Source organism: Bacillus sp. FDAARGOS_235 (assembly GCF_002073415.2).
Taxonomy (GTDB): domain Bacteria; phylum Bacillota; class Bacilli; order Bacillales; family Bacillaceae_G; genus Bacillus_A; species Bacillus_A toyonensis.
Window position 1 is genome coordinate 3,651,112 of the sequence record NZ_CP020437.2, and the last position, 24,485, is coordinate 3,675,596.

Sequence of the window (24,485 nt, forward strand, 5' to 3'; positions counted from 1 at the left end):
ATAAATAAAGAAGGTGAAAAACGTGAGATTAGATAAATTATTAGCGAATATGGGATACGGAAGTAGAAAAGAAGTAAAGAAATTATTGAAAGACGGCGTTGTGAAGATTGATGGAACGCCGGTGAAAGATGCAAAGGTTCATGTAAATGTAGAAGAGCAAGAAGTTATGATTCACGGTGAAGTTGTAGAATATAAAGAGTTTGTTTATTTAATGCTGCATAAGCCACAAGGTGTAATTTCAGCTACAGAAGATGATAATCACGAAACAGTAATAGATTTATTAGAACTAGAAGATGCAATCTTTGATCCGTTCCCAGTTGGACGACTTGATATCGATACGGAAGGTTTCTTATTGATAACAAATGACGGGAAGTTATCACATCAATTATTATCTCCGAAAAAGCATGTGCCGAAAAAATACTATGCACACGTTGCAGGAGTTGTAACGGAAGAGGATGTAAAAGAGTTTGCTAAAGGTGTTATTTTAGACGATGGTTATGAAACGAAACCAGGTGCACTTACAATATTAAAAAGCGATGATGTTTCTGAAATTGAGCTTGTGATTACAGAAGGAAAATTCCATCAAGTGAAGCGCATGTTTGAAGCAGTAGGGAAAAAGGTTGTTTACCTAAAGAGAACAGAGATGGGTCCGTTAGTATTAGATGAAGAACTAGAACTTGGAGAATACCGAGAGCTAACAGATGAAGAAGTAGAAATGTTAAAAACATATCAAGTAGATACTGAGAAGTAGTCCTGTTTTTAGGCGCAGAAAAGACCCCTTTCTAATGAGTTAGAAAGGGGTATGTATTTATTTACATACAATTATTTTTTCGTTATGAGGTCATTCTCACTTTCTTTCCTGTTGTTGTCCACTTACCGCGGCAAGGGCTATACACGAGTTCATTAAACTGCAACACATTTAGATCACGTTGTATCGTTCGCGGTGTGATCCCGAACTCATCTACAAGGTCTTTCGTCGTTACCGTTCCGTTTTCATTGATGTACATATAAATTGATTTAATGCGTGTTAGCATACGAGTAGTTGTAGGTTTCAAGAGAAAACCACTCCTCTACTAGTTTTTTTGACCCCATTCAGGAAAGAAGGTCGTTACTACCATTGTACTCTACATGATAAAATTCATGCTTTAATCTACTTAAATTTTACAAAAGTTTAACAAAATTTCATATAGAAAAATATTGGTAGTTGACATTGTATATATGATCAGTCAACTAACACATAAAATTCTACGTAAAACGCCAAATTCCTGCAAAATTTTTTGAAAAAATAAAAGAAAAACTAATGGGAAATATCTGAAATATTACAATTGTTCGGTATTTGACTTTCGTGTATGGCATAAGGGATTTCGGTTTGCTATGATGAAAGAGATAATATAGCGAAGGATGGATGCGTGATGTCAGCGATTAATTGGACAGAAGAAGTTGCAAAACGAAAAGATGATTTAATTCGTGATACACAACAATTTTTGCAAATTAAAAGTGTGTGGGAAGAAGAGTCGGCGAAAGAGGGCGCACCGTTCGGTGAAGGTGTAGAAAAAGCTTTATCTTTCATGTTACATAAAGGAGAATTAGAAGGTTTTTCTTCTAAAAATTTAGAAGGTTATGCAGGTCATCTTGAAATGGGACAAGGAGAAGAACTAGTAGGTATTCTTTGTCATGTTGATGTTGTACCAGAAGGAGATGGCTGGACGACTCCTGCATATAGTGCAGATATTCGCGAAGGAAAGATTTTTGCACGTGGTGCAATTGATGATAAAGGCCCAACGATGGCAGCTTATTATGCGATGAAAATTGTGAAAGAATTAGGGTTGCCTCTTTCAAAACGCGTTCGTATGATTTTAGGAACAGATGAAGAAAGTAACTGGAAATGTGTAGATCACTACTTTAAAAACGAAGAAATGCCAACAATCGGTTTTGCGCCAGACGCGGACTTTCCAATTATTAATGCAGAAAAAGGAATTTCTGATATACAAGTTGTGCAAAATGGTAGTGAAGAGAAAAAAGGTGTATATGAACTCGTTTCATTTGAGTCAGGCCGCCGTTTAAACATGGTTCCTGATTTTGCAAAAGCGGTTATTACAGGAGAAGATGTAAATGCACTTACAGTAGCATATGAAGAGTATTTAAAAACGGCTAAAAAAATAGGGAACTCAACTATAGAAGGAAATACAGTGACGTTGCAAATAGAAGGAATTTCAGCACACGGATCTACTCCAGAAAAAGGAGAAAATGCAGGTTTACTATTAGCAAACTTCTTAACTACAGTTTCACTTGATGGAAAAGCAAATGCATTTGCGACATTTGCAGCAAAAACATTTACTGGTGATATTTTTGGTGAAAAAGCTACTATTGCTTATAAAGACGAAGTTAGCGGTCCGTTAACAGTGAATGTCGGTCGCCTTTCTTATACGAAAGAAAACGGTGGCAACTTAGGGTTAAACGTACGTTACCCAGTTACGACTAACTTTGAAGAAATGATTGCGAAGTTAAAAGAATACGTTAGTATTCATGGATTTGAAGTAGCGGATTATTCTAACTCTCGTCCGCATCACGTCGATAAAGACCACGTATTAATTCGTACGCTGCAGCGCGTGTATGAAGAACAAACAGGAGAAAAAGCAGAGCTATTAGCAATCGGCGGTGGTACTTACGCCCGTTCATTGAAAGCTGGCGTTGCATTTGGCCCGCTATTCCCTGGAAAAGAAGAACTTGCGCATCAAAAAGATGAGTACATTGAAATTGAAGACTTATTAAAAGCAACAGCAATTTACGCGCAAGCAATTCATGAGTTAGCGAAATAAAGGATATATGAATAATGACCGCTCTCTACTTTAGAGGGCGGCTTCTTTTTAACTGAATGAGATAAGAAAGAAAAGCAACAATAAAAAAAAGGAGATGATATAAATGGAGCCGCATTATTTTGTCGCAATTACTTTACCAAATTATATAAAAGAAGTGCTCTCTAATTATAAAGAGGATATGGAGGAGGAATTACCATTTCGCTCGTGGGTACATAAGGAAGACTATCATATTACCCTTTCCTTTTTAGGAAGTGCGACAGAGGAACAATTAGAAGGAATAAAGAATGGATTACAAACACTTATAGAAAAAAAGGAACTACCTTTCACATTACAAGGATTTTCAACATTTGGCATGGAAGACAGGCCACGTATTTTTTGGGCGAAAGTAAGTGAGAATCATGAGTTGTTTCAGCTACAAAAGCAAGCGCATGCGATTTGTGAAGGGAATGGGTTTTCTTTAGAAACACGTCCGTATCATCCACATATTACTGTTGCTCGTAAATGGATGGGAGAAAAAAAGTTTCATTTGGAAAATATAAAAGAAGTGCCTGAAGTATCATTTCAAGCGGATACAATTACTTTATACGAATCTCACGTGAAGGAAACGCCGAAATATAAATCGATTGCTGAAATAAAACTACAAAAATAGAATGTATGAAAACGTTTTTTATACAGGTGAATATACTATAGAGAATAATGGAGTTACTGTATAGAGTCTTGCTAATAAGAAAAGTTTTATTATTTGCAGCTCGTATACTCACACAAAGGCCCGATTGGTGGGGGCTAATAATCAGCAGGGGATACTCCGAATTGATTAAAGATTCACTTTATTTTAATTTTGAGAATGATGGTGATTTTTTTATGTTGAAAGTAAAACGTCCATTTGATGCCTATTTAGATGAAATGAATAAAATTACAATTTTGCTCCCACATGCGTATGGAACAAGTCGGACATTTCGTTTGCAAGAAGGAAATAATGTGAAAGATTTACCGATTGCTCATACTATTGCGCTTCCGGATGCAACAAAGTATGAGTGCTTTATAGAAGAGTCACTAGATGTGGGGAAGTATTATACAGTACGAGATGAACGGAACGAAGAAACGGATTTACAAATAGGCGCTGTTATTCGAACGGCAATTTTTGATGAGAAGTATTATTACGAAGGCACAGATCTAGGTGCTGTATACAAAAAAGAAGCAACAACATTTAAAGTGTGGGCTCCAACTGCGAGGCTTGCAAAAGTAAGATTTTATAAAAGTGATAAAGAATATACCGATTATGACATGCATAGAGAAGAAAATGGTGTTTGGGTTCATGCATTACAAGGGGATCATGATGGGGCTCGATATACCTTCCTCGTCTGTATTAATTTAATATGGAATGAAGCGGTGGATCCATACACAAAGTCAACGACTGCAAATGGGAAATACGGTGTTGTTATCGATTTGGAAAAGACGAATGTAACGAGACGAGAGGAATTACCACCATTACAGTCAATGACAGATGCTATATTGTATGAACTGCATATTCGTGATGCGACTATTCACCCAAATAGTGGAGTGAATAAAAAAGGAACATATAGAGGGTTGATGGAAGAGGGAACGACGGGACGGAATGGGACGTTAACAGGATTGTCTCATATAAAAGATTTAGGTGTTACACATGTTGAATTATTACCGTTATCTTGTTTCGGTGGTGTAGATGAGGCAAATCCTTCCGGCGCATATAATTGGGGTTACAATCCATTATATTACAATACACCAACGGGGTTTTATGCTACAAACCTTGCTGATCCGTATAACAGGATAGTAGAGTGTAAGCAATTGATTGAAACATTTCATGAAAACGGTATCCGAGTAGTTATAGATGTTGTATATAATCACGTTTATGAAAGAGAACTATCATCATTTGAAAAGCTTGTTCCAGGTTATTATTTTCGCCATGGCGAAGATGGTATGCCTTCTAATGGGACGGGAGTTGGAAATGATATAGCGTCTGAACGGAAAATGATGAGGAAATTCATTATAGAGTCTATTTTATATTGGCTGACGGAATACAATGTTGATGGATTCCGATTCGACTTAATGGGGATTTTAGATGTTGATACAATGAACATAATAGAAAAAGAAGTGCGAAACATAAAGCGAGACGCATTGTTATTAGGAGAAGGATGGGATTTACAAACACCGCTTCCTCTTGAGGAAAAAGCAGCGTTAAATAATGCAAGAAAAATGCCACATATCGCGCAGTTTAATGATCAATTTCGTGATGGAATAAAAGGTAGCACATTTAATGTAAATAAACGTGGTTTTGCGTTTGGTGGGCATGTAGACTGTCAGCATTTACAGTATATAGCATCAGGTAGTCTTTTAAGTGTGAAAGAAACAGGATTATTTCTAGAACCGGTACAAAGTATTAACTATGTAGAATGTCATGACAACATGACGATGTGGGATAAACTAGTGCACAGTAATGAAGAACCGGAAGAGATTTTGAAAAAACGGCACCTTCTAGCAAGCGCAATAGTTATTCTTTCGCAAGGAATTCCTTTCTTACACGCAGGACAAGAGTTTTATCGTACGAAGAATGGAAATGAAAATAGTTATAATGCAAATGATGAAATAAATCGATTAGACTGGGATCAAAAAGAGAAAGAGATGGAGACAGTTAACTATATAAAAGGGTTAATTGCGATTCGCAAAGAGCACGGGGCATTCCGATTACAAAACGCAGATCTTATAAAAAAGCATATGACTTTTTTGCAAACATCTACAGAAGTACTTGCATACCACCTAGAGCATGTAGAATTGTTTGGGCCGTGGAAAGAAATTGTCGTTTTATTTAATAGCGGTTTGGAAGCTAAAACGGTGCAGCTTCCAAAAGAAGGAACGTGGCATGTGTTAGTAAACGAAAAGCAAGCGAAAATAGAGCCAATTTCTTCATTTAGAGGAAAGGAACTTCAATTGGCTCCCATTAGCACGTATATATTGACGATAATGTGACAAATCGCTACTTGACGATGAGAATGTAATAAATGTAGAATTGACAAAGGTGACGATTTTGATAAGTTGTCATTCTATGAGTGGTTTTGTAAAATAAAATAGAGAGTTTTTGGCTTATGCCAAGTTTTCTTTTCATTTACAGTAAAATATATATGAATCCACAACATGTGTAGAAATGTTGCGGTTTTTCTTTTCATAACTATAAAAGATAAGGATTTGTTAACGGGTAATGAATATGGAATGGTTGGAACAATTATTAGGAAAAGAGTGGAGTCTTGTACCGGCTGGTGGAGTAACGGGCGATGCATATATTGCGCAAAACGGACAACAGAAGTTATTTTTAAAGCGGAATACATCGCCCTTTTTAGCGGTATTGTCAGCAGAAGGAATTGTTCCAAAATTACTTTGGACAAGAAGGGTAACGAACGGTGATGTGATTTCTGCTCAAAAATGGCTTCCGGGACAGAAGCTAGAGCCAGAGGATATGAAACTAGAACGTGTTGCGAAACTTTTGAAGAAAATACACTCCTCTAAAGCGCTTGTGCAGATGATTCAAAGACTTGGGAAGCAGCCGCTTCACGCCCAAGAGTTATTACAACAATTGCAACTTGTTTTAAGGGGAGATATAAGGGTAGATGAAACAATTCAGCAAGGCCTTCAATATTTAACGGATTCATTAAAAAGTATTGAATACAATGAATTCGTTGTATGCCATTGTGATGTAAACCATAACAACTGGATATTGTCGGACGAAGATGAGTTGTTTTTAATTGATTGGGATGGAGCTGTCATTGCTGACCCAGCTCTAGACCTAGGTATGTTATTATACTGGTACATTCCGCGTCATGAATGGAGTGAGTGGCTCGGGTATTATGATATTGAAATGGATGAATCATTGCTTAGGCGTATGAGATGGTATGTAATAGCACAAACGATTTTATCTATTCAATGGCACACAACAAAAAAACAGCAAGCAGAAGCTGAATATTGGCATCAATATTTACAGCAACTACTTGCTTCAGAATAATACTTAAGAAAAATTGTCCATTCCAGCAATCCACTGAGTAAGTTGTTCTTGATTATTGGAAATATGGTTGTCCAAATTAGAGGAAGATTTACCCGATTGACTATAAGAATATACATCGTTTAGCATTGTTTTAGCGTCATTACTTATATTATCGTTTGCGAGTAACGATTGAATGAGGCGCTCTAATTGCTCGCATTCAGAAACTGTCCCGCAGCAATCGCTTTGGTGATTGACTAAAATATCTTTCAGCACTTCTAATTGATGTTGTTGACTAATTGGCATGAACGGATCATCCTTTCGATTGTTTTTCTCTTCTCGGAATGTAAGAGAAAAAGCTACGTCGTCATGGAATGTTTAATGCTGTATGTAGTTTTTATCAAAATGGTACATCTTATACTTGAAAGAAACGGACCGAGTGCTCGTACGTACTTGGTTTTTTGTTTGGTAGATTGATTAAAACAGAAAAAAGGAATCATTCCTTTAAAATAGCTTTGTAAAGAGAGGGAGACATCTATGCGTTTAAGACATAAACCATATGCATTAGATCGAATTAATGAGTATTCACATATCGTAATTGGAAACCCAGAAGAGCGCGCGGGTAATTGGAAAGAAGTATTTGGAAATGAACAACCCATTCACATTGAAGTAGGTACAGGTCGTGGCCGTTTTATGTACGATATGGCAAAAGCAAATCCACATATTAATTATATTGGAATTGAAAAATTTACGAGTGTTGTTGTAGATGCACTTGATAAATTAATTGAAGAAGAATTACCGAACTTAAAGTTAATAAATAAAGATGCTGAAGATTTAACAGTTTTCTTTGCAAAAGGTGAAATTGATCGTGTTTATTTAAACTTCTCAGATCCATGGCCGAAGAATCGTCACACGAAGCGTCGTTTAACGTATAAAACGTTTTTACGCAATTATGAAGAAGTGTTAGTAGAGGGCGGAGAAATTCATTTCAAAACAGATAACCAAGGGTTATTTGAATACTCTCTAATGAGTATGGCTGAGTATGGTATGTTACTAACTTACTTAAGCCTAGATCTTCATAACAGTGATTTTGAAGGTAATATTATGACTGAGTACGAAGAGAAGTTCTCTAGTAAAGGTCATCGTATTTATCGAGTTGAAGCGAAGTATCGCACAGAGCCTATGCAGTAATGCATAGGTTTTTTTATAACTAAAATAATCAGAATTTTATGTTAAAATTAATGTAAAAGGGGGATGTGTGATGGAAGAATTACGAATTGGAGATATAAAAGTGACGTGGTTAAAAGGTGGGAACACACATTTAGATGGCGGGGCAATGTTTGGCGTTGTGCCGAAAGTACTTTGGTCACGAAAATATAAACATAACGATACAAATCATATATATTTACGAACAGATCCGTTACTTTTGCAAACGAAAGATGGAAATATGCTTATTGATTCTGGAATAGGAAACGGTAAATTGAATGAGAAAATGAAGAGAAATCAAGGAGTAACGGAAGAGTCATCGGTTTATGAATCTTTAGAAAAACTGGGATTAAAGCCTGAAGATATTCACTACGTCTTAATGACGCACCTTCATTTTGATCATGCATCTGGTTTAACGAAATGGGAAGGGGATCACCTTGTACCGGCGTTTCCGAATGCGAAAGTTTATGTAAGTGAAACAGAGTGGAATGAAATGAGGAACCCAAATATTAGATCCCGTAATACGTATTGGAAGGAAAATTGGGAGCCGATTGTAGAGCAAGTTGTTACGTTTCAACAAGAAATCGAAATTACGGATGAAATAAAGATGGCGCATACAGGCGGACATAGTGATGGACATGCAGTCATTGCTTTAGAAAGCAAAGGAGAAACGATGCTGCATTTAGCAGACCTATTGCCGACACACGCACATCAAAATGTATTATGGGTCATGGCTTATGATGATTATCCGATGACATCGATTGAAAATAAGCAAAAGTGGATGAAATATGGTGCTGAAAACGATGCGTGGTTTTCATTTTATCATGACGCATATTATCGTGCAGTGAAGTGGAATGAGGAAGGACATATTGTAGAAAAAATTGAGAGAAAAACGAGTATAGAAGCTTAAAAAAAAAGGAGGTTATTCCATCATATTTATTGGAGCAGCCTCTTTTTTATTGTCGGGTTTTGTCGGTAAGTCGATATATTTAAACAAACGCTGATATAAATCGAGTTGCGCCGATATATTCGGAAAATCGCCGATATAATTTTAATCACTATCCGCAATTTTTCAAAAAAAAGAGGTTCACCTAATGGGAAACCTCTTTTTATGCTGCTATTACCTCTAAAACAGTACCTGTTTTAGCATCAACTAAAAATTCAAATCGTTCTTGTATATCATCTAACATTGTTGTAAGACCGCCGCGATAAACTTCATACGCAACATCATATTTTTCAAATGTCTCTGGAACCATATGTACCCAAGAGCCAGTAATTTCACCTTTATGATTTAATGCTTGTTTCACCATTTTCAATGCTTTTTCTGAAGAAATATGGGATTGTTCTTGTACTTTGTTTGCAACGAAATAACCAGCTGCAAATCCAACGCCAAGACCTGCTACTAAACCTTTCCAGCTCATATATTCACCTCAATTCTATAAAATAAAAATAGTGTACCGATAATAATTATAAAGCAAATGCAGCTAAAAAAGAAGAAACTAGAAACATTTCGAAAATTTCGTTACAATAAAAAAGGTATTCTACTAAGGTTTGAAAGAAGGGGACTTCGTGAATAAAGAGACATTACAATTATTTCGTACGTTAACAGAATTACAAGGTGCGTCAGGTTTTGAACATGATGTACGCCGTTTTATGAAGCAAGAATTAAGCAAATATGCTGATGAAATTGTGCAAGACGGTTTAGGTAGCGTATTTGGTCTGAAAAAAGGGGACGAAACTGGCCCACGTGTTCTTGTAGCAGGTCATATGGATGAAGTAGGTTTCATGGTTACGCAAATTACGAAAAACGGAATGCTTCGTTTTCAAACGTTAGGCGGCTGGTGGAGCCAAGTGCTATTAGCGCAGCGCGTACAAGTGATGACGAAGAATGGTCCTGTTATAGGGGTTGTTGGTTCTATCCCTCCTCATTTATTAAGTGATGCGCAACGTGCAAAAACGATGGATATAAAAAATATGCTAATCGATATAGGTGCAGATAGTTATGAAGATGCGATTGAAATTGGTGTAAAACCAGGACAACAAATCGTGCCAATCTGCCCGTTCACACCGATGGCAAATGAGAAGAAAATTATGGCGAAAGCTTGGGACAACCGTTATGGATGTGGCCTGGCAATCGAGTTATTAAAAGAATTAAAAGATGAAACATTACCGAATACATTATACTCTGGTGCTACTGTACAAGAAGAAGTAGGTCTTCGCGGAGCACAAACAGCTGCTAATATGATTCAACCAGACATTTTCTATGCGCTTGATGCAAGTCCAGCAAACGATGCTTCTGGTGATAAAACGCAGTTCGGTCAATTAGGAAAAGGTGCTCTTCTTCGTATTTACGATCGTACGATGGTAACTCATCGAGGAATGCGCGAATTCATTTTAGATACAGCAGAAACACATAATATTCCGTACCAATACTTTATTTCACAAGGTGGGACAGATGCGGGCCGTGTACATACAAGTAACTCAGGTATCCCATCAGCAGTAATTGGTGTTTGTGCTCGCTACATTCATACGCATGCTTCTATTTTACATGTTGATGATTATGCAGCAGCAAAAGAACTTATTACAAAGCTTGTAAGAACAACGGACAAAACGACGTTAGAAACAATTAAGAATAACGCGTAAAGAGGAAGGGCTGCAGAGCTCTTTCTTTTTTTAGGTAGGAGAGATGACCCAGCGATGTGTAGTAGCGGTCAGTGCTTAATTAGTGCTCGAATAATGCATGAAGACCGCGGAAGAATGTTTTTGTGTTCGGGACCAAAAATATTGTGGGAAGTCACCTTCTACTATAGGTAGAAGGGATTCCTTGGTGGTGTGTGGTAGTGGTTGGCACTTCATTTGTGCTGAAGTGGATATTAGAACAGAATAATGAATTCTTATAGAGGTGAACGAAATGAAGGTAGTAGTTGGATCGAAGAATAAAACGAAGGTTGGGGCTGTGGAGAAGGTATGGAAAGATGCTGAAATTACATCTCTTTCTGTCCCATCGGGAGTATCGGCACAGCCATTTTCAGATGAAGAGACGATGCAAGGAGCAATTAATAGAGCGAAGCGAGCATTGCAAGAAGGAGAAGCTCAAATTGGTATTGGGTTAGAAGGCGGCGTGATGAAAACGGATCACGGTTTATTTATGTGTAACTGGGGCGCACTCGCAACGAGTGACGATAAGATATTCGTTGCCGGAGGAGCACGTATTAAGTTACCAGACGATTTTTTAACGCCTCTTGAAGATGGTAAAGAGTTAAGTGAAGTGATGGAAGAGTTTGTAGAGCGGAAAGATATTCGTAGTCACGAAGGTGCTATCGGTATTTTTACAGACGATTATGTCGATCGAACGGAATTATTTGTACACGTTGTTAAGTTACTCGTTGGGCAATATAAGTATGATAAAAAGCAAGCATAAACCTTGCACCGTGTACGATGTATGGTAGTATAAAGAAAAGATTATAGTGTGAAAAAAGTGCACGCATTAGAGGAGGAAATATAGATGAAATCATTAGAAAGCATGGAACAATTCCAAGAATTAAAAAATGAAGAGAATGTAGTCTTCATGTTCTCAGCAGAATGGTGCCCAGATTGCCGTTTCGTTGATCCATTTATGCCAGAAGTAGAAGAGAAGTATAGTGATTTCTCATTTTACTATGTAGATCGTGATGAGTTTATTGATCTATGCGTAAAATTAGACGTATTTGGCATTCCGAGCTTTGTAGCGTACAATAAAGGTGAAGAAACTGGACGCTATGTAAACAAAGATCGTAAAACACAAGAGCAAATCGAAGAGTTTATTGAAGGTTTAAAATAAAACAATTAGCCAATTGAATTGTAAAAACAACCTCTACCTTCGCGGGGGAGGTTATTTTTTTGGAAGGGAGGAAAAAGAGATGAAAATGACAAGTAAAAAGATGAAAGACGAGTTAATGAAGAAATTATCTCGACCAGAATGGGATTTTCATTATGATAGCGAGAAAGAAGTTCTTCGTATTGAACAAACAAACTCGAAAAAAGGTATTAACGTATCACTTCCAGGAGTAGTAGCGAAATGGGAAGTGAACAAAGAAAAGGCGATTGAAGAGGTTGCTTATTATGTACAAGAAGCGTTAATTGCAATGCATAGAGAAGAAAATAGCACGGCGAAAATTTTACCTGTTATTCGCTCTACTTCTTTCCCAAAACAATCAGAAGAAGGAAATCCGTTTATTATGACGGATCATACGGCGGAAACACGTATTTATTACGCGCTAGATTCTAATAAAACGTATCGCCTAATTGATGAGCGCTTATTACAAAAATTAGAGCTTACAGAGCAGCAAGTGCGCGAGATGGCATTATTTAATGCTCGCTCATTAGGTTATGAATTTAAGCAGGACACAGTAGCGGATAATACATTCTACTTTTTAAACACAAATGATGGGTATGATGCGAGTCGTATTTTAAACGAAACGTTACTACAATCGATGCGTGAAAAGATCTCTGGTGACATGGTTGTTGCTGTTCCTCACCAAGACGTATTAATTATTGCTGATATCGTCAACGAAATCGGTTATGATATTATTGCACAAATGACAATGAAATTTTTTGCCGAAGGGCATGTTCCGATTACATCACTTTCATTCGTTTATGAAGATGGGGACTTTGAACCAATCTTTATTTTAGCGAAGAATCGGAAGAAGACAGATGGAAAAGAGAAAGGATGAACGAAGTGAACGTTTTTTATAACCTTGAAGGAATTGGTGACACTTTAATTGTTGCCTTACAAGATATTACTTTAGAGAACCGTACTTTTGATCGCAAAGGAGATGTTGCACGCGTATACGATCGTGAAAGCAATGTAACAGCAGGATTCAACATCTTTAATGCATCTTCTTACTTAGAAGTAAAAGAAACAGGTAACCTGACATTAACGAAAGAGCTTGTAGAAACAATCAACGAAATTTTAGCGAAGAACGGCTTTGAAGAAAAAGTAGAAGCGGATCTTTCTCCAAAATTTGTTGTAGGTTATGTAGCTGAAAAAGAAAAGCACCCAAATGCTGATAAATTAAACATTTGTACAGTAGAAATCGGTACAGAAACATTACAAATCGTATGTGGTGCACCAAACGTTGATGCAGGACAAAAAGTTGTCGTTGCAAAAATCGGCGCTGTTATGCCAAGTGGTATGTTAATTAAGCCAGCTGAGCTTCGCGGTGTTCCTTCTTCTGGAATGATCTGCTCTGCACGTGAATTAGAGCTTCCAGACGCTCCACAAGAAAAAGGTATTCTTGTATTAGAAGATAGCTTTGAAGTTGGACAAGAGTTTAAATTTTAATTGATATAAGAAAAGAGAGGTTGTCCTTTTGGACAGCCTCTCTTTTCTTTTTATCATTCTTTGTCGGTAAGTCGAAATTTCGTATTGAATCGTTGATATATTGAGAGTTGTGATAGATATATTTAAAAAATCGTTGATATATTGAGAGTTGTGATAGATATATTTAAAAAATCGTTGATATATTGAGAGTTGTGATAGATATATTTAAAAAATCGTTGATATATTGAGAGTTGTGATAGATATACTCAAAAAATCGTTAATATGATAAGGGTGTCACCTTTTTTAAAAAAATCTATATTGTATTTTATAAACAATCTAGTTAAAATTTAGAAAAATAGAAGGGGATAAACGTATGAAACAACAACCAAAAATCGCAGAACTTCTAAAACGAATTGAAACTTCAAAACAGCAAGATGTTGAGCTAGGTACTTATGAAATATATGTATTTAGTGAAGATGAACTGGAAAAAGGGCAGATCGGTTATCGATATGATAAACATAAAAATTCATTAATAAGCAATGAAAGTGGAAAATGGCAAGAAGAATGGATTGTTATTGGATATGAAACAGATATGGGTGATCCAGTTTTCGTGAATGTGGATGATGACGCTTATCCAGTCTATACGGCAGAGCGTGGTACAGAAACGTGGCAGCCTGTTTATATTGGAAATATGGATGAGGTTATAAAACAATTATAAGAAAAACTTTGAGTCCGGTGCAAAGTGATGGGAGAGAAGCATGAAGTATATAAAAATAATGGTCATGACTGCATTCATTGGAATATATATGGGAGGTTGTTCACAAGAACAGTCGAAAAAAGAAACATTATCTTCTACACAAGAAAATAGTAAAGATGATAAGAAAGAAGCACCGGTAGAAAAGCAGCAAGAAGAACAAGAAAAAAAAGAAGAATCGCAAACAATTCAAACGAATGAACAAGTAGAAACTAAGCGGGAGGAAGTATCGGCCGAGGAAAAGAAAGAGGAAAATACGCCGGTGAAGCCAACTGAGCAACTTATGCAAAATAATGAACAAAAAGTAGAGAGTAATGAAAAACAAGGAAAGTTTCTCGTCGTTATTGATCCAGGGCATCAACAAAAAGCAAATTTAAATTTAGAACCGATTGGACCAGGGGCAACGACGCAAAAATATAAAGTGACAGATGGTACAACGGGTGTTGTGACGAAAAAGAGAGAGGCTGTACTTGTATTAGAAATGTCTTTTTTATTAAAAGAAAAGCTTGAAGCAAAAGGGATACAAGTAGTAATGACGAGAACGTCACAAGATGTTGATATAAGCAATAAAGAACGTGCGACATTCGCAAACGATCATAAGGCAGATTTATTTTTACGCCTTCATGCAGATGGTTCTGAAAATCCAAATCAAAGTGGGTTTGCTGTATTGACGCCAGCAGAAGGAAGTCCCTATACGAAAGAGATTTATGCAGAAAGTCTTCAAATCTCGCAAAAGATAGTAAATAAAATGAGAGAAAACAATCAGGTGAAAGTAAATGGGATTAAATTTAGGGATGACCTTTCTGGATTTAATTGGGCGAAAGTTCCTGGCGTACTATTAGAGCTCGGGTTTATGTCCAATCAGGATGAAGATAAAAAATTATCTGACCCGCAGTATGTAAATTCTTTACTGCAAAGTGTAACAGATAGTGTAGATGAATATCGGAAGAGTAAAGCTTAAAAGCAGTCTTACATGGAAGGCTGCTTTTTTCTATATGAAAACAATCGTAAATTAGAATGTTATGGATAAATATGACATGCTTAATTTTACCTGCACTTTTTGCCGAATGCTGATACAATAAAGGATGTTACTATTTAGTAGAAAGAGTGGTAAGCATGTTAGATTGGATGAAAAAGCTGTTTAACAAAGAGGAAGAACAAACAGCGATGAATAAAGAAGCAATGAAACAAATTGAAAGTCAGCCGAAAATTCCTCGTGTAAACCACTACACTGAAGCAAGAGAAGCACAAATGGCAAGCAGAAATGCAGGTAAATGCCGTTTTCCATTAATACCAGATGATGGATTTGATGAGGATGACGTAAGAGAATTACCTCACTTTGAAGAACAACCTGTTCAAAGAGGTATATACGAAGAGCAGCCTACTCAAAGAGGAATAAAAGTGGAGAGAAGTAGACGGCAGTATGTGGAGAATGCAGTTTCTACATACGAAGAGCCGGAAGTGCAATATGAACCGGATCCAGAGCCAGTCGTAAAAAAAGTATCTGTATCGCCGCAAGAAAGTAGCCGTAGACCATTTCGTCCAACAGAAATGATTTCGCCGATTTATGGATATAATCGTCCTTCAGTAGAGAAAAAGGAAGAAAAGCAGGAGGAAGAAAAGGAAAGAGAAGATCTTGAAATATCTGTAGAGGGCAAATCAGTCGTTGATGCATGGTTAGAGAAAAAAGGGTATACATTATCTTATTTCTCAGAAGGAAAAGCACCGACTTCTTCTAGTCATCAAGACGTTGATCAGCAAGGTCAACAGAGTAAAAAGGAAGAAAAGTCAGTTGTTGATCAATGGCTCGAGAAAAACGGTTATGAAATTGAGCGCCAAGAGCCAGTAGTAGAAGAAAAAGAAGTAATTCAAGAAATAAATACACCGCAGGAAATTTCAGCGGATGAATTACTTCATAAAACGGTAGCTGAGCGTATGGAAGATGCAGAGCAAGAAAAAGATGTAGTGGTGCTAAATGAAAACATTTTACAAGAGGAATTAGTAGATTCCAAAGTAGAGCACGAGGATACAATATTATCAGAAGAAATTAAATGTAATACAGAAATAGAACAACCTATTATGGAAGTAGAAAAGCAAGCTCCAGAAGAATCAGTGATTGTCAAAGCAGAAGAAAAACTTGAAGAAACAATCATTGTGGAAATACCAGAAGAGCTTGGAGAAGTTGCAGAAGTAATGGCGGAAGCAGAAGAAACTGAAGAAGCAGAAGTAATGGCGGAAGCAGAAGTAGTGGCGGAAGCAGAAGTAGTGGTGGAAGCAGAAGAAACTGAAGAAGCAGAAGTAATGGTGGAAGCAGAAGAAACTGAAGAAGCAGAAGTAATGGCGGAAATGGAAGAAACTGAAGAAGCAGAAGTAATTGCAGAAACAGAGGGGTCTGAAGTAGAAGCAATTGTAGAACTTGAGGAAACGCAGCAAGAAATGGTATTAGATGAAGCAATTGAACAAAAAAATGAATTCATACATGTTGCTGAGGCTGATGAACAAACGATGGAAGATGTCCAAAGTTTTGCGAATGTTTTAATTGCAGAAACAGAGGAAAGTAAACCAGTTGCAGAAGAAGGGCCAGTCGCTGAAGAACAACCAGTTGCAGAAGAAGGGCCAGTCGCTGAAGAACAACCAGTTGCAGAAGAAGGGCCAGTCGCTGAAGAACAACCAGTCGCTGAAGAACAACCAGTTGTAGAAGAAGGGCCAGTCGCTAAAGAACAACCAGTTGTAGAAGAAGGGCCAGCCGCTGAAGAACAACCAGTTGCAGAAGAAGGGCCAGTCGCTGAAGAACAACCAGTTGTAGAAGAAGGGCCAGTCGCTGAAGAACAACCAGTTGTAGAAGAAGGGCCAGTCGCTGAAGAACAACCAGTTGTAGAAGAAGGGCCAGTCGCTGAAGAACAACCAGTTGCAGAAGAAGGGCCAGCCGCTGAAGAACAACCAGTTGTAGAAGAAGGGCCAGTCGCTAAAGAACAACCAATTGTGCAAAAAGAAGAGCCAAAACGTGAGAAAAAGCGTCATGTACCATTTAATGTTGTTATGTTGAAACAAGACAGAACGCGATTAATGGAAAGACATGCGGCTAGAACGAGTGCAATGCAATCTTCTATGAGTGAGCGAGTAGAGAATAAGCCTGTACACCAATTAGAAGAACAACCAACGCAACAAATGGTAGTAGAACCACGAGTGGAAGAACAACCAACGCAACAAATGGTAGTAGAACCACGAGTGGAAGAACAACCAGTGCAACAAGTGGTAGTAGAACCACAAGTGGAAGAGAAACCAATGCAGCAAGTGGTAGTAGAACCACAAGTGGAAGAAAAGCCAATGCAGCAAGTGGTAGTAGAGCCACAAGTGGAAGAAAAGCCAATGCAGCAAGTGGTAGTAGAACCACAAGTGGAAGAACAACCAGCGCAACAAATGGTAGTAGAATCACGAATGGAAGAACAACCAGTGCAACAAATGGTAGTAGAATCACGAGTGGAAGAAAGACCAGTACAACAAATGGTTGCAGGGCAAGTACAAAAGCCAAGTTCAAGTACAGAACCACAAGAGAAAGCATATGTTGTAAATCAAAGAGAGAACGATATGCGAAATGTATTACAAACACCACCAACATATACCGTTCCGCCATTAGCATTATTGTCAATCCCGCAACAGTCAGCGTTAGATAATACGGAATGGTTGGAAGAGCAAAAAGAATTGTTAGATACAACGTTTAATAATTTCCATGTTGGAGCACATGTTATTAATGTATCGCAAGGGCCGGCAGTAACTCGTTTTGAAGTACAGCCAGATCCAGGTGTGAAAGTAAATAAAATTACAAACTTAAGTGATGATATTAAGCTGAGTTTAGCTGCGAAAGATATTCGTATTGAAGCACCAATTCCAGGGAAGAGTGCGATTGGAATTGAAGTTCCAAATAAAGAAAGTAAGCCAGTATTTCTTCGTGAAATTTTAAGAAGTCCTGTGTTTACAAAGAGTGAATCACCACTTACTGTTGCGCTTGGACTTGATATTTCTGGTGATCCAATTGTAACCGATATTCGAAAAATGCCACACGGACTTATTGCGGGTGCAACGGGTTCTGGTAAAAGTGTGTGTATTAACGCAATTTTAACGAGTATTTTATATAAAGCGAAGCCACATGAAGTGAAGTTAATACTAATTGATCCGAAGATGGTTGAGCTTGCACCATATAATTCTGTTCCGCATCTTGTAGCACCTGTTATTACGGATGTAAAAGCAGCTACCGCTGCATTAAAGTGGGCAGTTGAAGAGATGGAACGCCGTTATGAATTGTTCGCGCATGCTGGTGCTCGTGATTTAACGCGTTATAATACGATTGTAAGCGAGCGAGAAATTCCGGGTGAGACATTGCCTTACATTGTTATCGTCATTGACGAGTTAGCTGATTTAATGATGGTGGCACCTGGTGATGTTGAGGAAGCGATTTGTCGTATTGCCCAAAAAGCTCGTGCTTGTGGTATTCACTTATTAGTTGCGACGCAGCGTCCATCGGTAGATGTTATTACAGGTTTAATTAAATCAAATATTCCAACGCGTATAGCGTTCACTGTATCATCTCAAGTTGATTCGCGTACGATTATCGATATTGGTGGCGCGGAAAAATTACTTGGCCGTGGTGATATGTTATTCTTAGGGAACGGTACATCTAAGCCAGTTCGTGTACAAGGTGTATATGTATCGGATGATGAGATTGAAAAAACAGTTGATCATGTGAAAAAGCAAATGAAGCCGAATTACTTATTTAAGCAAGAGGATTTATTAGCAAAATCAGAACAGAGTGAGTCGGAAGATGAACTATTTTTAGATGCATGTCAATTTGTTGTAGAACAAGGGGGAGCGTCCACATCTTCTGTACAGCGAAAATTCCGCATCGGTTATAATCGCGCGGCACGTCTCATTGAAGAGATGGAATCGCAAGGGATTATTTCTGAAGGAAGAGGAACGAAACCGAGAGATGTCCTTATTTCTGAGGATGAATTCGCTGCTATGCAGGAAACAAATATATAGTAAACGGTTTTGCTGTATACTAAGAGAAAATGTTGGATAGTAAAGTAGGGAGTAAAGCGACATGAAAGAAATTGAATTAAAATTAAAAGGTGAAATAAATAGACTAACAAATAGAACATTTAAATTTGACGAACGTGTTGGAGAAGGTTGGTTCTCTGCCGTTTACTTTTTAAAGACTAGAGAAATCATTGAAGAATTTCGCCCGAAAAGTATTGTAACGATGCAATTTTTCCAAAAGGAAAATGCAGTTCTTTGCGGAACAGATGAAGTAATTGCATTGCTGCAAACATTCGCTAAAAATCCTGAGGAACTTGAAATTAACTCTTTAAAAGATGGCGATAATATTAGTCCATTTGAAACAGTGTTAACAATTCATGGTCCTTATGAAAATTTCGGATTTTTAGAAGGTGTCATTGATGGGATTTTAGCTCGTCGTACATCGGTTGCGACAAACGTATATAACGTTGTCCAAGCTGCACGTAGTGTAGATAAAGAAAAACCAGTTATTTTCATGGGAGACCGTGACGATCATTATACACAACAAGCTGGTGACGGTTATGCAGCATACATCGGAGGTATGAGCGCACAAGCGACGCATGCGATGAATGAATGGTGGGGCAGAAGTGGTATGGGGACGATGCCTCACGCATTAATTCAAATGTTTAATGGTGATGTTGTGGAAGCCGCAAAAGCATATCATAAGAAATTCCCAGAAGATGAATTAGTTGTATTAATTGATTACAATAATGATGTCATTACAGATGCACTTCGCGTAGCGCGTGAATTTGGATCAACATTAAAAGGCGTGCGTGTCGATACGTCTCGTACAATGATTGATCAATACTTCATTCGTCACCCAGAAGTACTTGGAACATTCGATCCACGTGGTGTAAACCCATCGCTTGTATTTGCACTTCGTAAAGCACTTGATGAGGAAGGATTCCAGCATGTAGACATCGTTGTAACTGGTGGATTTGATGAGAAGCGTATTCGTGAATTTGAAGCTCAAAACGTGCCTGTGGATATATACGGGGTAGGAAGTAGCTTATTAAAAATGAATATTGGCTTTACTGGTGATAACGTAGAATTAAATGGAAAACCAGAAGCGAAAGCTGGCCGTAAATATCGTCCAAACCCACGTCTAGAGCGTGTTCAATTAGAAACAAGAGAAGATATGTAAAAGAGAGAAAAACTGATAGGTGATTGACCCTATCAGTTTTTCTGTTATCATAGTATAGCGGCTTCTTTTTTGCTATAATGGACTTGATATGGGCATACAAAGAAGTACGTACGAGTTTATCCTGATAAGTGAAGAGAAAGAATAACTTCACTACATCAAAATGTATGATGATTACCAAAATAAGAAAAGATTCATATACTGTCTTATAGATAGGCCGTTGTATTAGTTCGAAATGTTGGAGGTTCTTTAAGATGACAGTTTACCATTTTGTAGGAATTAAAGGAACAGGAATGAGTTCATTAGCACAAATTCTTCATGACATGAAGCATACTGTTCAAGGGTCTGATTATGAAAAGCGTTTCTTTACACAAACAGCGTTGGAAAAGCGTAATATCTCAATCCTTCCTTTTGATAAAAATAATGTTAAAGAAGGACAAGTGATTATTGCAGGAAATGCATTCCCTGATACGCATGAAGAAATCGTAGCAGCGAAAGAATTAAACATCCCAGTACATCGTTACCACCACTTTTTAGGTGACCTTATGAACCAATACACAAGTGTTGCTGTAACTGGTGCACATGGAAAAACATCAACAACAGGTTTGTTAGCCCATGTAATGCAAGGTGCACACCCGACATCTTACCTTATTGGAGATGGAACTGGGCATGGGGTAGAAAATAGTAAGTATTTTGTATTTGAAGCTTGTGAGTATCGTCGTCATTTCTTGTCTTACAATCCAGACTATGCAATTATGACAAATATTGATTTTGATCATCCAGATTATTTTGCAGACATCAATGATGTATTTGGTGCATTCCAAGAGATGGCATTGCAAGTGAAAAAGGGTATTATTGCATGTGGTGATGATGAAGAACTTCAAAAAATTCAAGCGAAAGTACCTGTTATTTTCTATGGATTTGGAGAAGATAATGATTTCCAAGCACGTAACATTCAAAAGAGAACAGATGGTACAATATTCGATGTATTCGTTCGTAATACGTACTATGACACGTTCAAAATTACAGGATACGGCAACCACAGCGTATTAAATGCATTAGCAGTAATTGCGCTTTGCCATTACGAAAATGTTGATGTAGAAGCAGTTAAACATCAATTAACAACTTTTGAAGGCGTAAAACGTCGCTTTAATGAAAAGCCGATGGGAGAGCAAGTTATCATCGATGACTACGCACACCATCCGACAGAAATTAACGCAACGATTGAAGCTGCTCGTCAAAAACACCCAGAGCGTGAAGTTGTCGCTGTATTCCAGCCACATACATTCTCACGTACAGAAAAGTTCTTAGATGAGTTCGCAGAAAGCCTAAGCAAAGCTGACCAAGTATACTTATGTGATATTTTCGGATCAGCACGTGAAAACAAAGGTGACTTAACAATCGAAGATCTGCAAAAGCGTATTGATGGTGCAGAACTAATTACAGATACAACAACGGATGTATTAAAGAAACATAAAAACGGCGTTCTAATTTTCATGGGCGCAGGAGACATCCAAAAATTCGAAGCAGCTTACGTAAAAGAAGTTCAAGTTGCAGAGAAGTAATAGAAAAGACGCATAGCTTGGCTGTGCGTCTTTTTTGTTGTGTTCATATTTTATCCCGCTATTTGTGGGCAGTAAAACTCCCACTGATTAAAGTTTCATTTTATTTGCGTATTGACCTAGAGTTAACTCTAGGTTGTAAGATAAATATGTAAAAACAAGGGGGAGAGAACATGTATAAAATCGGTGAAGTAGCAGAGTTAACAGGGATGGGGATTCATACTTTGCGCTATTATGAGAAGTTAGGTTTATTACCACCACCAACGCGAAATAGCGGCATTCGTCAGTATACAGAAGGTGATGTGCGTCTATTAAAATTCTTATATTCATTAAAGCAAACTGGAATGTCATTAGAAGAAATCGCTGAGTTTGCAAGTGATGGATGTATTATAGAGGAAATCAAGCAGCGGAAAGAGGAAGTACCTACGAAAGTAAAAAAGAGAATTTTAATTTTAACAACTCACTTAGAGCGGTTAAAAGAACAACAGGAACAATTGCAAAAAGTAGTTCAACTAACAGAAGAGAAATTAGAAATTTATTACGGTTTTTTAGAAGAGAAAAACTCGGAGGCTGACAATGAAGAATAAAGTATATGCGCAGCTGTTAGGATTTGCGATATTTACTGGTGGGACATTTAACGCTTCGAAATATGCGGTGCAGTATTTCGAAGCGATTCATATAGCGGCATGGCGCTTTGGAATTGCTGCACTTGTGATGTTATGTCTATTAAAAATACGAAAAGATTTTGAGTGGGAAGTATGGAGACAGAATAGGGCTTATTACCTTTTGCTTGGTATAGTTGGTGTATTCGGCTTTAACTTCTTTTTCTTTTTAGGAATGAAATATACAGAAGCTATGAATGGTGCACTTATTATGTCGACAAATCCGCTCGTTACGACGTTATTAGCAAGTGTCATTTTACGAGAGAAAATAGTGAAGAGCCAAGTAATTGGAATGTTACTTGCGCTACTTGGTGTTGTTTTTGTGCTTACACAAGGCTCGTTTACCGCACTACAACATTTATCATTTTCTAAAGGGGATTTTTATATTATACTAGGGAATATTTGTTGGGCGTTATACGGTGTACTAGGCAGAAGATTTATTAAAGCTGGTAGCCCAATACAAACGACGACATATACGATGACGATTGGTGCGCTTGCCTTTATTATGATATCTTCCACGCAAAAAAGTATAGTACCCGTTTCGGAGGTTCCTTTATTAGCTTGGGGAGCGATTCTCTTCATGGCAATGGGAATGAGTGTGCTTGGTTACTTATGGTGGAATAATGGAATTGTTCAAATTGGTGCAGCGAGAACATCTTTATTTTTTAATTTAGTGCCTGTTGTTACAATGCTTATTTCTTTTATAGAAGGAGTAAATATAACACCCGCACAATGTATAGGGATGATATTAGTTGTTACGGGAGTATTGTATTCTTCCGGTTTTATACAAATAAAATCAAAAGAAAGTGTGAATATTTAACATTTTTTATTTTGAGATGTTAGAATAATAAGAAAAATAAAAAGGGGTTAAAAAACATGTTCACACTCAGAGTAGATGATGAAATTGAACTACAACTATTAGAAAAACATCATAAAGAGGAATTATATGAATTATTAGATCAAAATCGTAACCATTTAAGAAGATGGCTCCCTTGGGTAGATGGAACGAAATCTGCTGATGCTTATGATGAGATTTTTCCGATGTGGTTAAAGAAATTTGCAGAGGGAAACGGTTTTGAAAGTGGTATACGTTACAAAGGAAAGCTCGTTGGAATGGTAGGAATTCATCCGGTAAGCTGGGGGAAGAAAGCGACGAGTCTTGGATATTATCTTACAGAAGATGCTGGTGGGAAAGGCATTATGACGCGTAGCGTAAAGGCTGTACTTCATTATGCATTTGAAAATTTAAAGCTGAATAAAGTTGAAATCAGGTGCGGTGTTGAAAATGTGAAAAGCCGCGCGATTCCAGAACGTTTAGGGTTTACATTAGATGGTATTTTAAGAGATGATGAATGGATATATGATCATTTTCATGATATCGCTGTATATAGTTTACTAGCTTCAGAATGGAAGGATATTCGATGAACGAGAAGATTCGTATTATTCCGTATGAAAGTACGTTTCAAGAGGAAGTAGTAGATCTTATCGTTCATATTCAGCAAAAAGAGTATAATGTTCCCATTACGAAAGAAGAGCAACCTGATTTACTTGAAATAGAAACATTCTATCAAAAGGATCACGGAAACTTTTGGGTAGCAATTTATGATGGTAAAGTAGTTGGAACAGTAGCTTTATTAGATATTGAGAATCATCAAGTAGCGCTAAGAAAAATGTTCGTACAAAAAGAGTTTCGTGGAAAAGAATGGGGCGCCTCACATATGTTGCTTCAAAAAGCAATTTCATGGGCTGAGGATAAAAAATTGAAGGATATTTACTTAGGAACAACAGTGAAATTTTTAGCTGCACATCGTTTTTATGAAAAGAATGGTTTTCAAAGTGTGAGTATAGACAAGTTGCCGAAAAACTTTCCAGTGTTACAGGTAGATAAGAAATTTTATAGGTACATTGTGAAAAAGGTCATGTAGAAATGGCCTTTTTTTATGAACTAAAATGGAAAAAA

The 24,485-nt window shown here is 37.4% G+C and carries 24 protein-coding genes; 21 read left to right on the forward strand and 3 right to left on the reverse strand.

The genetic code is table 11. The annotated features are described in order from the left end of the window. The first annotated feature begins 22 nt into the window (after nucleotides 1-22). Nucleotides 23-751, forward strand: a complete 729-nt coding sequence (locus tag A6J74_RS20940) for a pseudouridine synthase (RefSeq protein WP_001234943.1) — start codon at nucleotides 23-25, stop codon at nucleotides 749-751. A gap of 82 nt (nucleotides 752-833) precedes the next feature. On the opposite strand, the gene A6J74_RS20945 is transcribed toward A6J74_RS20940, so the two are convergent. Then, nucleotides 834-1,055: a DeoR family transcriptional regulator gene (locus A6J74_RS20945; protein ID WP_000805512.1), complete on the reverse strand. Its 222-nt coding sequence runs from the start codon at nucleotides 1,053-1,055 to the stop codon at nucleotides 834-836. Between the two features lie 357 nt (nucleotides 1,056-1,412). Between A6J74_RS20945 and pepV the strand changes: the two genes are divergently transcribed. The 4 genes from pepV to A6J74_RS20970 all read left to right on the forward strand — a co-directional run bounded on the left by pepV (nucleotide 1,413) and on the right by A6J74_RS20970 (nucleotide 6,849). Continuing rightward, on the forward strand, nucleotides 1,413-2,819 hold the full coding sequence (pepV, locus tag A6J74_RS20950) for a dipeptidase PepV (protein ID WP_001274245.1): 1,407 nt from the start codon (nucleotides 1,413-1,415) through the stop codon (nucleotides 2,817-2,819). A gap of 103 nt (nucleotides 2,820-2,922) precedes the next feature. Continuing rightward, nucleotides 2,923-3,468 (forward strand): RNA 2',3'-cyclic phosphodiesterase, encoded by a 546-nt coding sequence (thpR, locus tag A6J74_RS20955; protein WP_000433242.1) that lies wholly within the window; start codon nucleotides 2,923-2,925, stop codon nucleotides 3,466-3,468. 212 nt (nucleotides 3,469-3,680) lie between these two features. After that, the gene (gene pulA / locus A6J74_RS20965; RefSeq protein ID WP_002039785.1) at nucleotides 3,681-5,822 is read left to right on the forward strand and encodes a type I pullulanase; all 2,142 of its coding nucleotides are present in this window, start codon (nucleotides 3,681-3,683) and stop codon (nucleotides 5,820-5,822) included. 229 nt (nucleotides 5,823-6,051) lie between these two features. After that, entirely contained in the window at nucleotides 6,052-6,849 is a 798-nt protein-coding gene (locus A6J74_RS20970) for a phosphotransferase family protein (protein ID WP_002039786.1), read from the forward strand. A 3-nt stretch (nucleotides 6,850-6,852) separates the two neighbouring features. Here A6J74_RS20970 and A6J74_RS20975 read toward each other — a convergent pair whose 3' ends face one another. Then, nucleotides 6,853-7,131, reverse strand: coding sequence for a YtzH-like family protein (locus A6J74_RS20975; RefSeq protein WP_001122853.1), 279 nt, complete (start codon nucleotides 7,129-7,131; stop codon nucleotides 6,853-6,855). A 231-nt stretch (nucleotides 7,132-7,362) separates the two neighbouring features. Between A6J74_RS20975 and trmB the strand changes: the two genes are divergently transcribed. Together trmB and A6J74_RS20985 are read left to right on the forward strand one after the other, a co-directional pair. Then, nucleotides 7,363-8,016, forward strand: coding sequence for a tRNA (guanosine(46)-N7)-methyltransferase TrmB (gene trmB, locus A6J74_RS20980; RefSeq protein ID WP_001239372.1), 654 nt, complete (start codon nucleotides 7,363-7,365; stop codon nucleotides 8,014-8,016). A 70-nt stretch (nucleotides 8,017-8,086) separates the two neighbouring features. Then, complete coding sequence (locus A6J74_RS20985) at nucleotides 8,087-8,941, forward strand: YtnP family quorum-quenching lactonase (protein ID WP_000391955.1); 855 nt, start codon at nucleotides 8,087-8,089, stop codon at nucleotides 8,939-8,941. Nucleotides 8,942-9,140: 199 nt separating this feature from the next. On the opposite strand, the gene A6J74_RS20990 is transcribed toward A6J74_RS20985, so the two are convergent. Next, the gene (locus A6J74_RS20990; RefSeq protein ID WP_000118536.1) at nucleotides 9,141-9,452 is read right to left on the reverse strand and encodes a PepSY domain-containing protein; all 312 of its coding nucleotides are present in this window, start codon (nucleotides 9,450-9,452) and stop codon (nucleotides 9,141-9,143) included. A 148-nt stretch (nucleotides 9,453-9,600) separates the two neighbouring features. On the opposite strand from A6J74_RS20990, the gene A6J74_RS20995 reads away from it, so the two are divergent. The 14 genes from A6J74_RS20995 (at nucleotide 9,601) to A6J74_RS21060 (ending at nucleotide 24,450) form a co-directional block, all read left to right on the forward strand. After that, on the forward strand, nucleotides 9,601-10,674 hold the full coding sequence (locus A6J74_RS20995; protein WP_001031519.1) for a M42 family metallopeptidase: 1,074 nt from the start codon (nucleotides 9,601-9,603) through the stop codon (nucleotides 10,672-10,674). 268 nt (nucleotides 10,675-10,942) lie between these two features. Next, nucleotides 10,943-11,452, forward strand: a complete 510-nt coding sequence (locus A6J74_RS21000; protein WP_000869945.1) for a DUF84 family protein — start codon at nucleotides 10,943-10,945, stop codon at nucleotides 11,450-11,452. 84 nt (nucleotides 11,453-11,536) lie between these two features. Beyond that, nucleotides 11,537-11,851 carry a thioredoxin family protein gene (locus A6J74_RS21005; protein WP_000838192.1) on the forward strand — a complete coding sequence of 105 codons (315 nt, stop codon included), beginning with the start codon at nucleotides 11,537-11,539 and terminating at the stop codon, nucleotides 11,849-11,851. A 79-nt stretch (nucleotides 11,852-11,930) separates the two neighbouring features. After that, nucleotides 11,931-12,743 (forward strand): DUF1444 domain-containing protein, encoded by an 813-nt coding sequence (locus A6J74_RS21010; protein WP_000784599.1) that lies wholly within the window; start codon nucleotides 11,931-11,933, stop codon nucleotides 12,741-12,743. Then, on the forward strand, nucleotides 12,740-13,354 hold the full coding sequence (gene ytpR / locus A6J74_RS21015; protein ID WP_001006772.1) for a YtpR family tRNA-binding protein: 615 nt from the start codon (nucleotides 12,740-12,742) through the stop codon (nucleotides 13,352-13,354). The genes A6J74_RS21010 and ytpR overlap by 4 nt, the downstream gene beginning before the upstream one ends. Nucleotides 13,355-13,706: 352 nt before the next feature. Then, on the forward strand, nucleotides 13,707-14,051 hold the full coding sequence (locus tag A6J74_RS21020; protein WP_000813345.1) for a hypothetical protein: 345 nt from the start codon (nucleotides 13,707-13,709) through the stop codon (nucleotides 14,049-14,051). A 40-nt stretch (nucleotides 14,052-14,091) separates the two neighbouring features. Continuing rightward, nucleotides 14,092-15,048, forward strand: a complete 957-nt coding sequence (locus A6J74_RS21025) for an N-acetylmuramoyl-L-alanine amidase (RefSeq protein WP_000874076.1) — start codon at nucleotides 14,092-14,094, stop codon at nucleotides 15,046-15,048. A 155-nt stretch (nucleotides 15,049-15,203) separates the two neighbouring features. After that, nucleotides 15,204-19,124 (forward strand): DNA translocase FtsK, encoded by a 3,921-nt coding sequence (locus A6J74_RS21030; protein WP_080609582.1) that lies wholly within the window; start codon nucleotides 15,204-15,206, stop codon nucleotides 19,122-19,124. Nucleotides 19,125-19,185: 61 nt separating this feature from the next. After that, complete coding sequence (locus A6J74_RS21035) at nucleotides 19,186-20,304, forward strand: nicotinate phosphoribosyltransferase (protein ID WP_000658377.1); 1,119 nt, start codon at nucleotides 19,186-19,188, stop codon at nucleotides 20,302-20,304. A gap of 251 nt (nucleotides 20,305-20,555) precedes the next feature. Further along, nucleotides 20,556-21,866, forward strand: a complete 1,311-nt coding sequence (murC, locus tag A6J74_RS21040) for a UDP-N-acetylmuramate--L-alanine ligase (protein WP_000219460.1) — start codon at nucleotides 20,556-20,558, stop codon at nucleotides 21,864-21,866. A 170-nt stretch (nucleotides 21,867-22,036) separates the two neighbouring features. Then, complete coding sequence (locus A6J74_RS21045; protein ID WP_000276596.1) at nucleotides 22,037-22,450, forward strand: MerR family transcriptional regulator; 414 nt, start codon at nucleotides 22,037-22,039, stop codon at nucleotides 22,448-22,450. Next, nucleotides 22,440-23,345 (forward strand): DMT family transporter, encoded by a 906-nt coding sequence (locus A6J74_RS21050; RefSeq protein ID WP_000792466.1) that lies wholly within the window; start codon nucleotides 22,440-22,442, stop codon nucleotides 23,343-23,345. The genes A6J74_RS21045 and A6J74_RS21050 overlap by 11 nt, the downstream gene beginning before the upstream one ends. A gap of 56 nt (nucleotides 23,346-23,401) precedes the next feature. After that, nucleotides 23,402-23,950, forward strand: coding sequence for a GNAT family N-acetyltransferase (locus tag A6J74_RS21055; protein WP_000494651.1), 549 nt, complete (start codon nucleotides 23,402-23,404; stop codon nucleotides 23,948-23,950). After that, nucleotides 23,947-24,450, forward strand: coding sequence for a GNAT family N-acetyltransferase (locus A6J74_RS21060; RefSeq protein WP_001003144.1), 504 nt, complete (start codon nucleotides 23,947-23,949; stop codon nucleotides 24,448-24,450). Before A6J74_RS21055 ends, A6J74_RS21060 begins: the two co-directional genes overlap by 4 nt. Nucleotides 24,451-24,485: the final 35 nt, after the last annotated feature.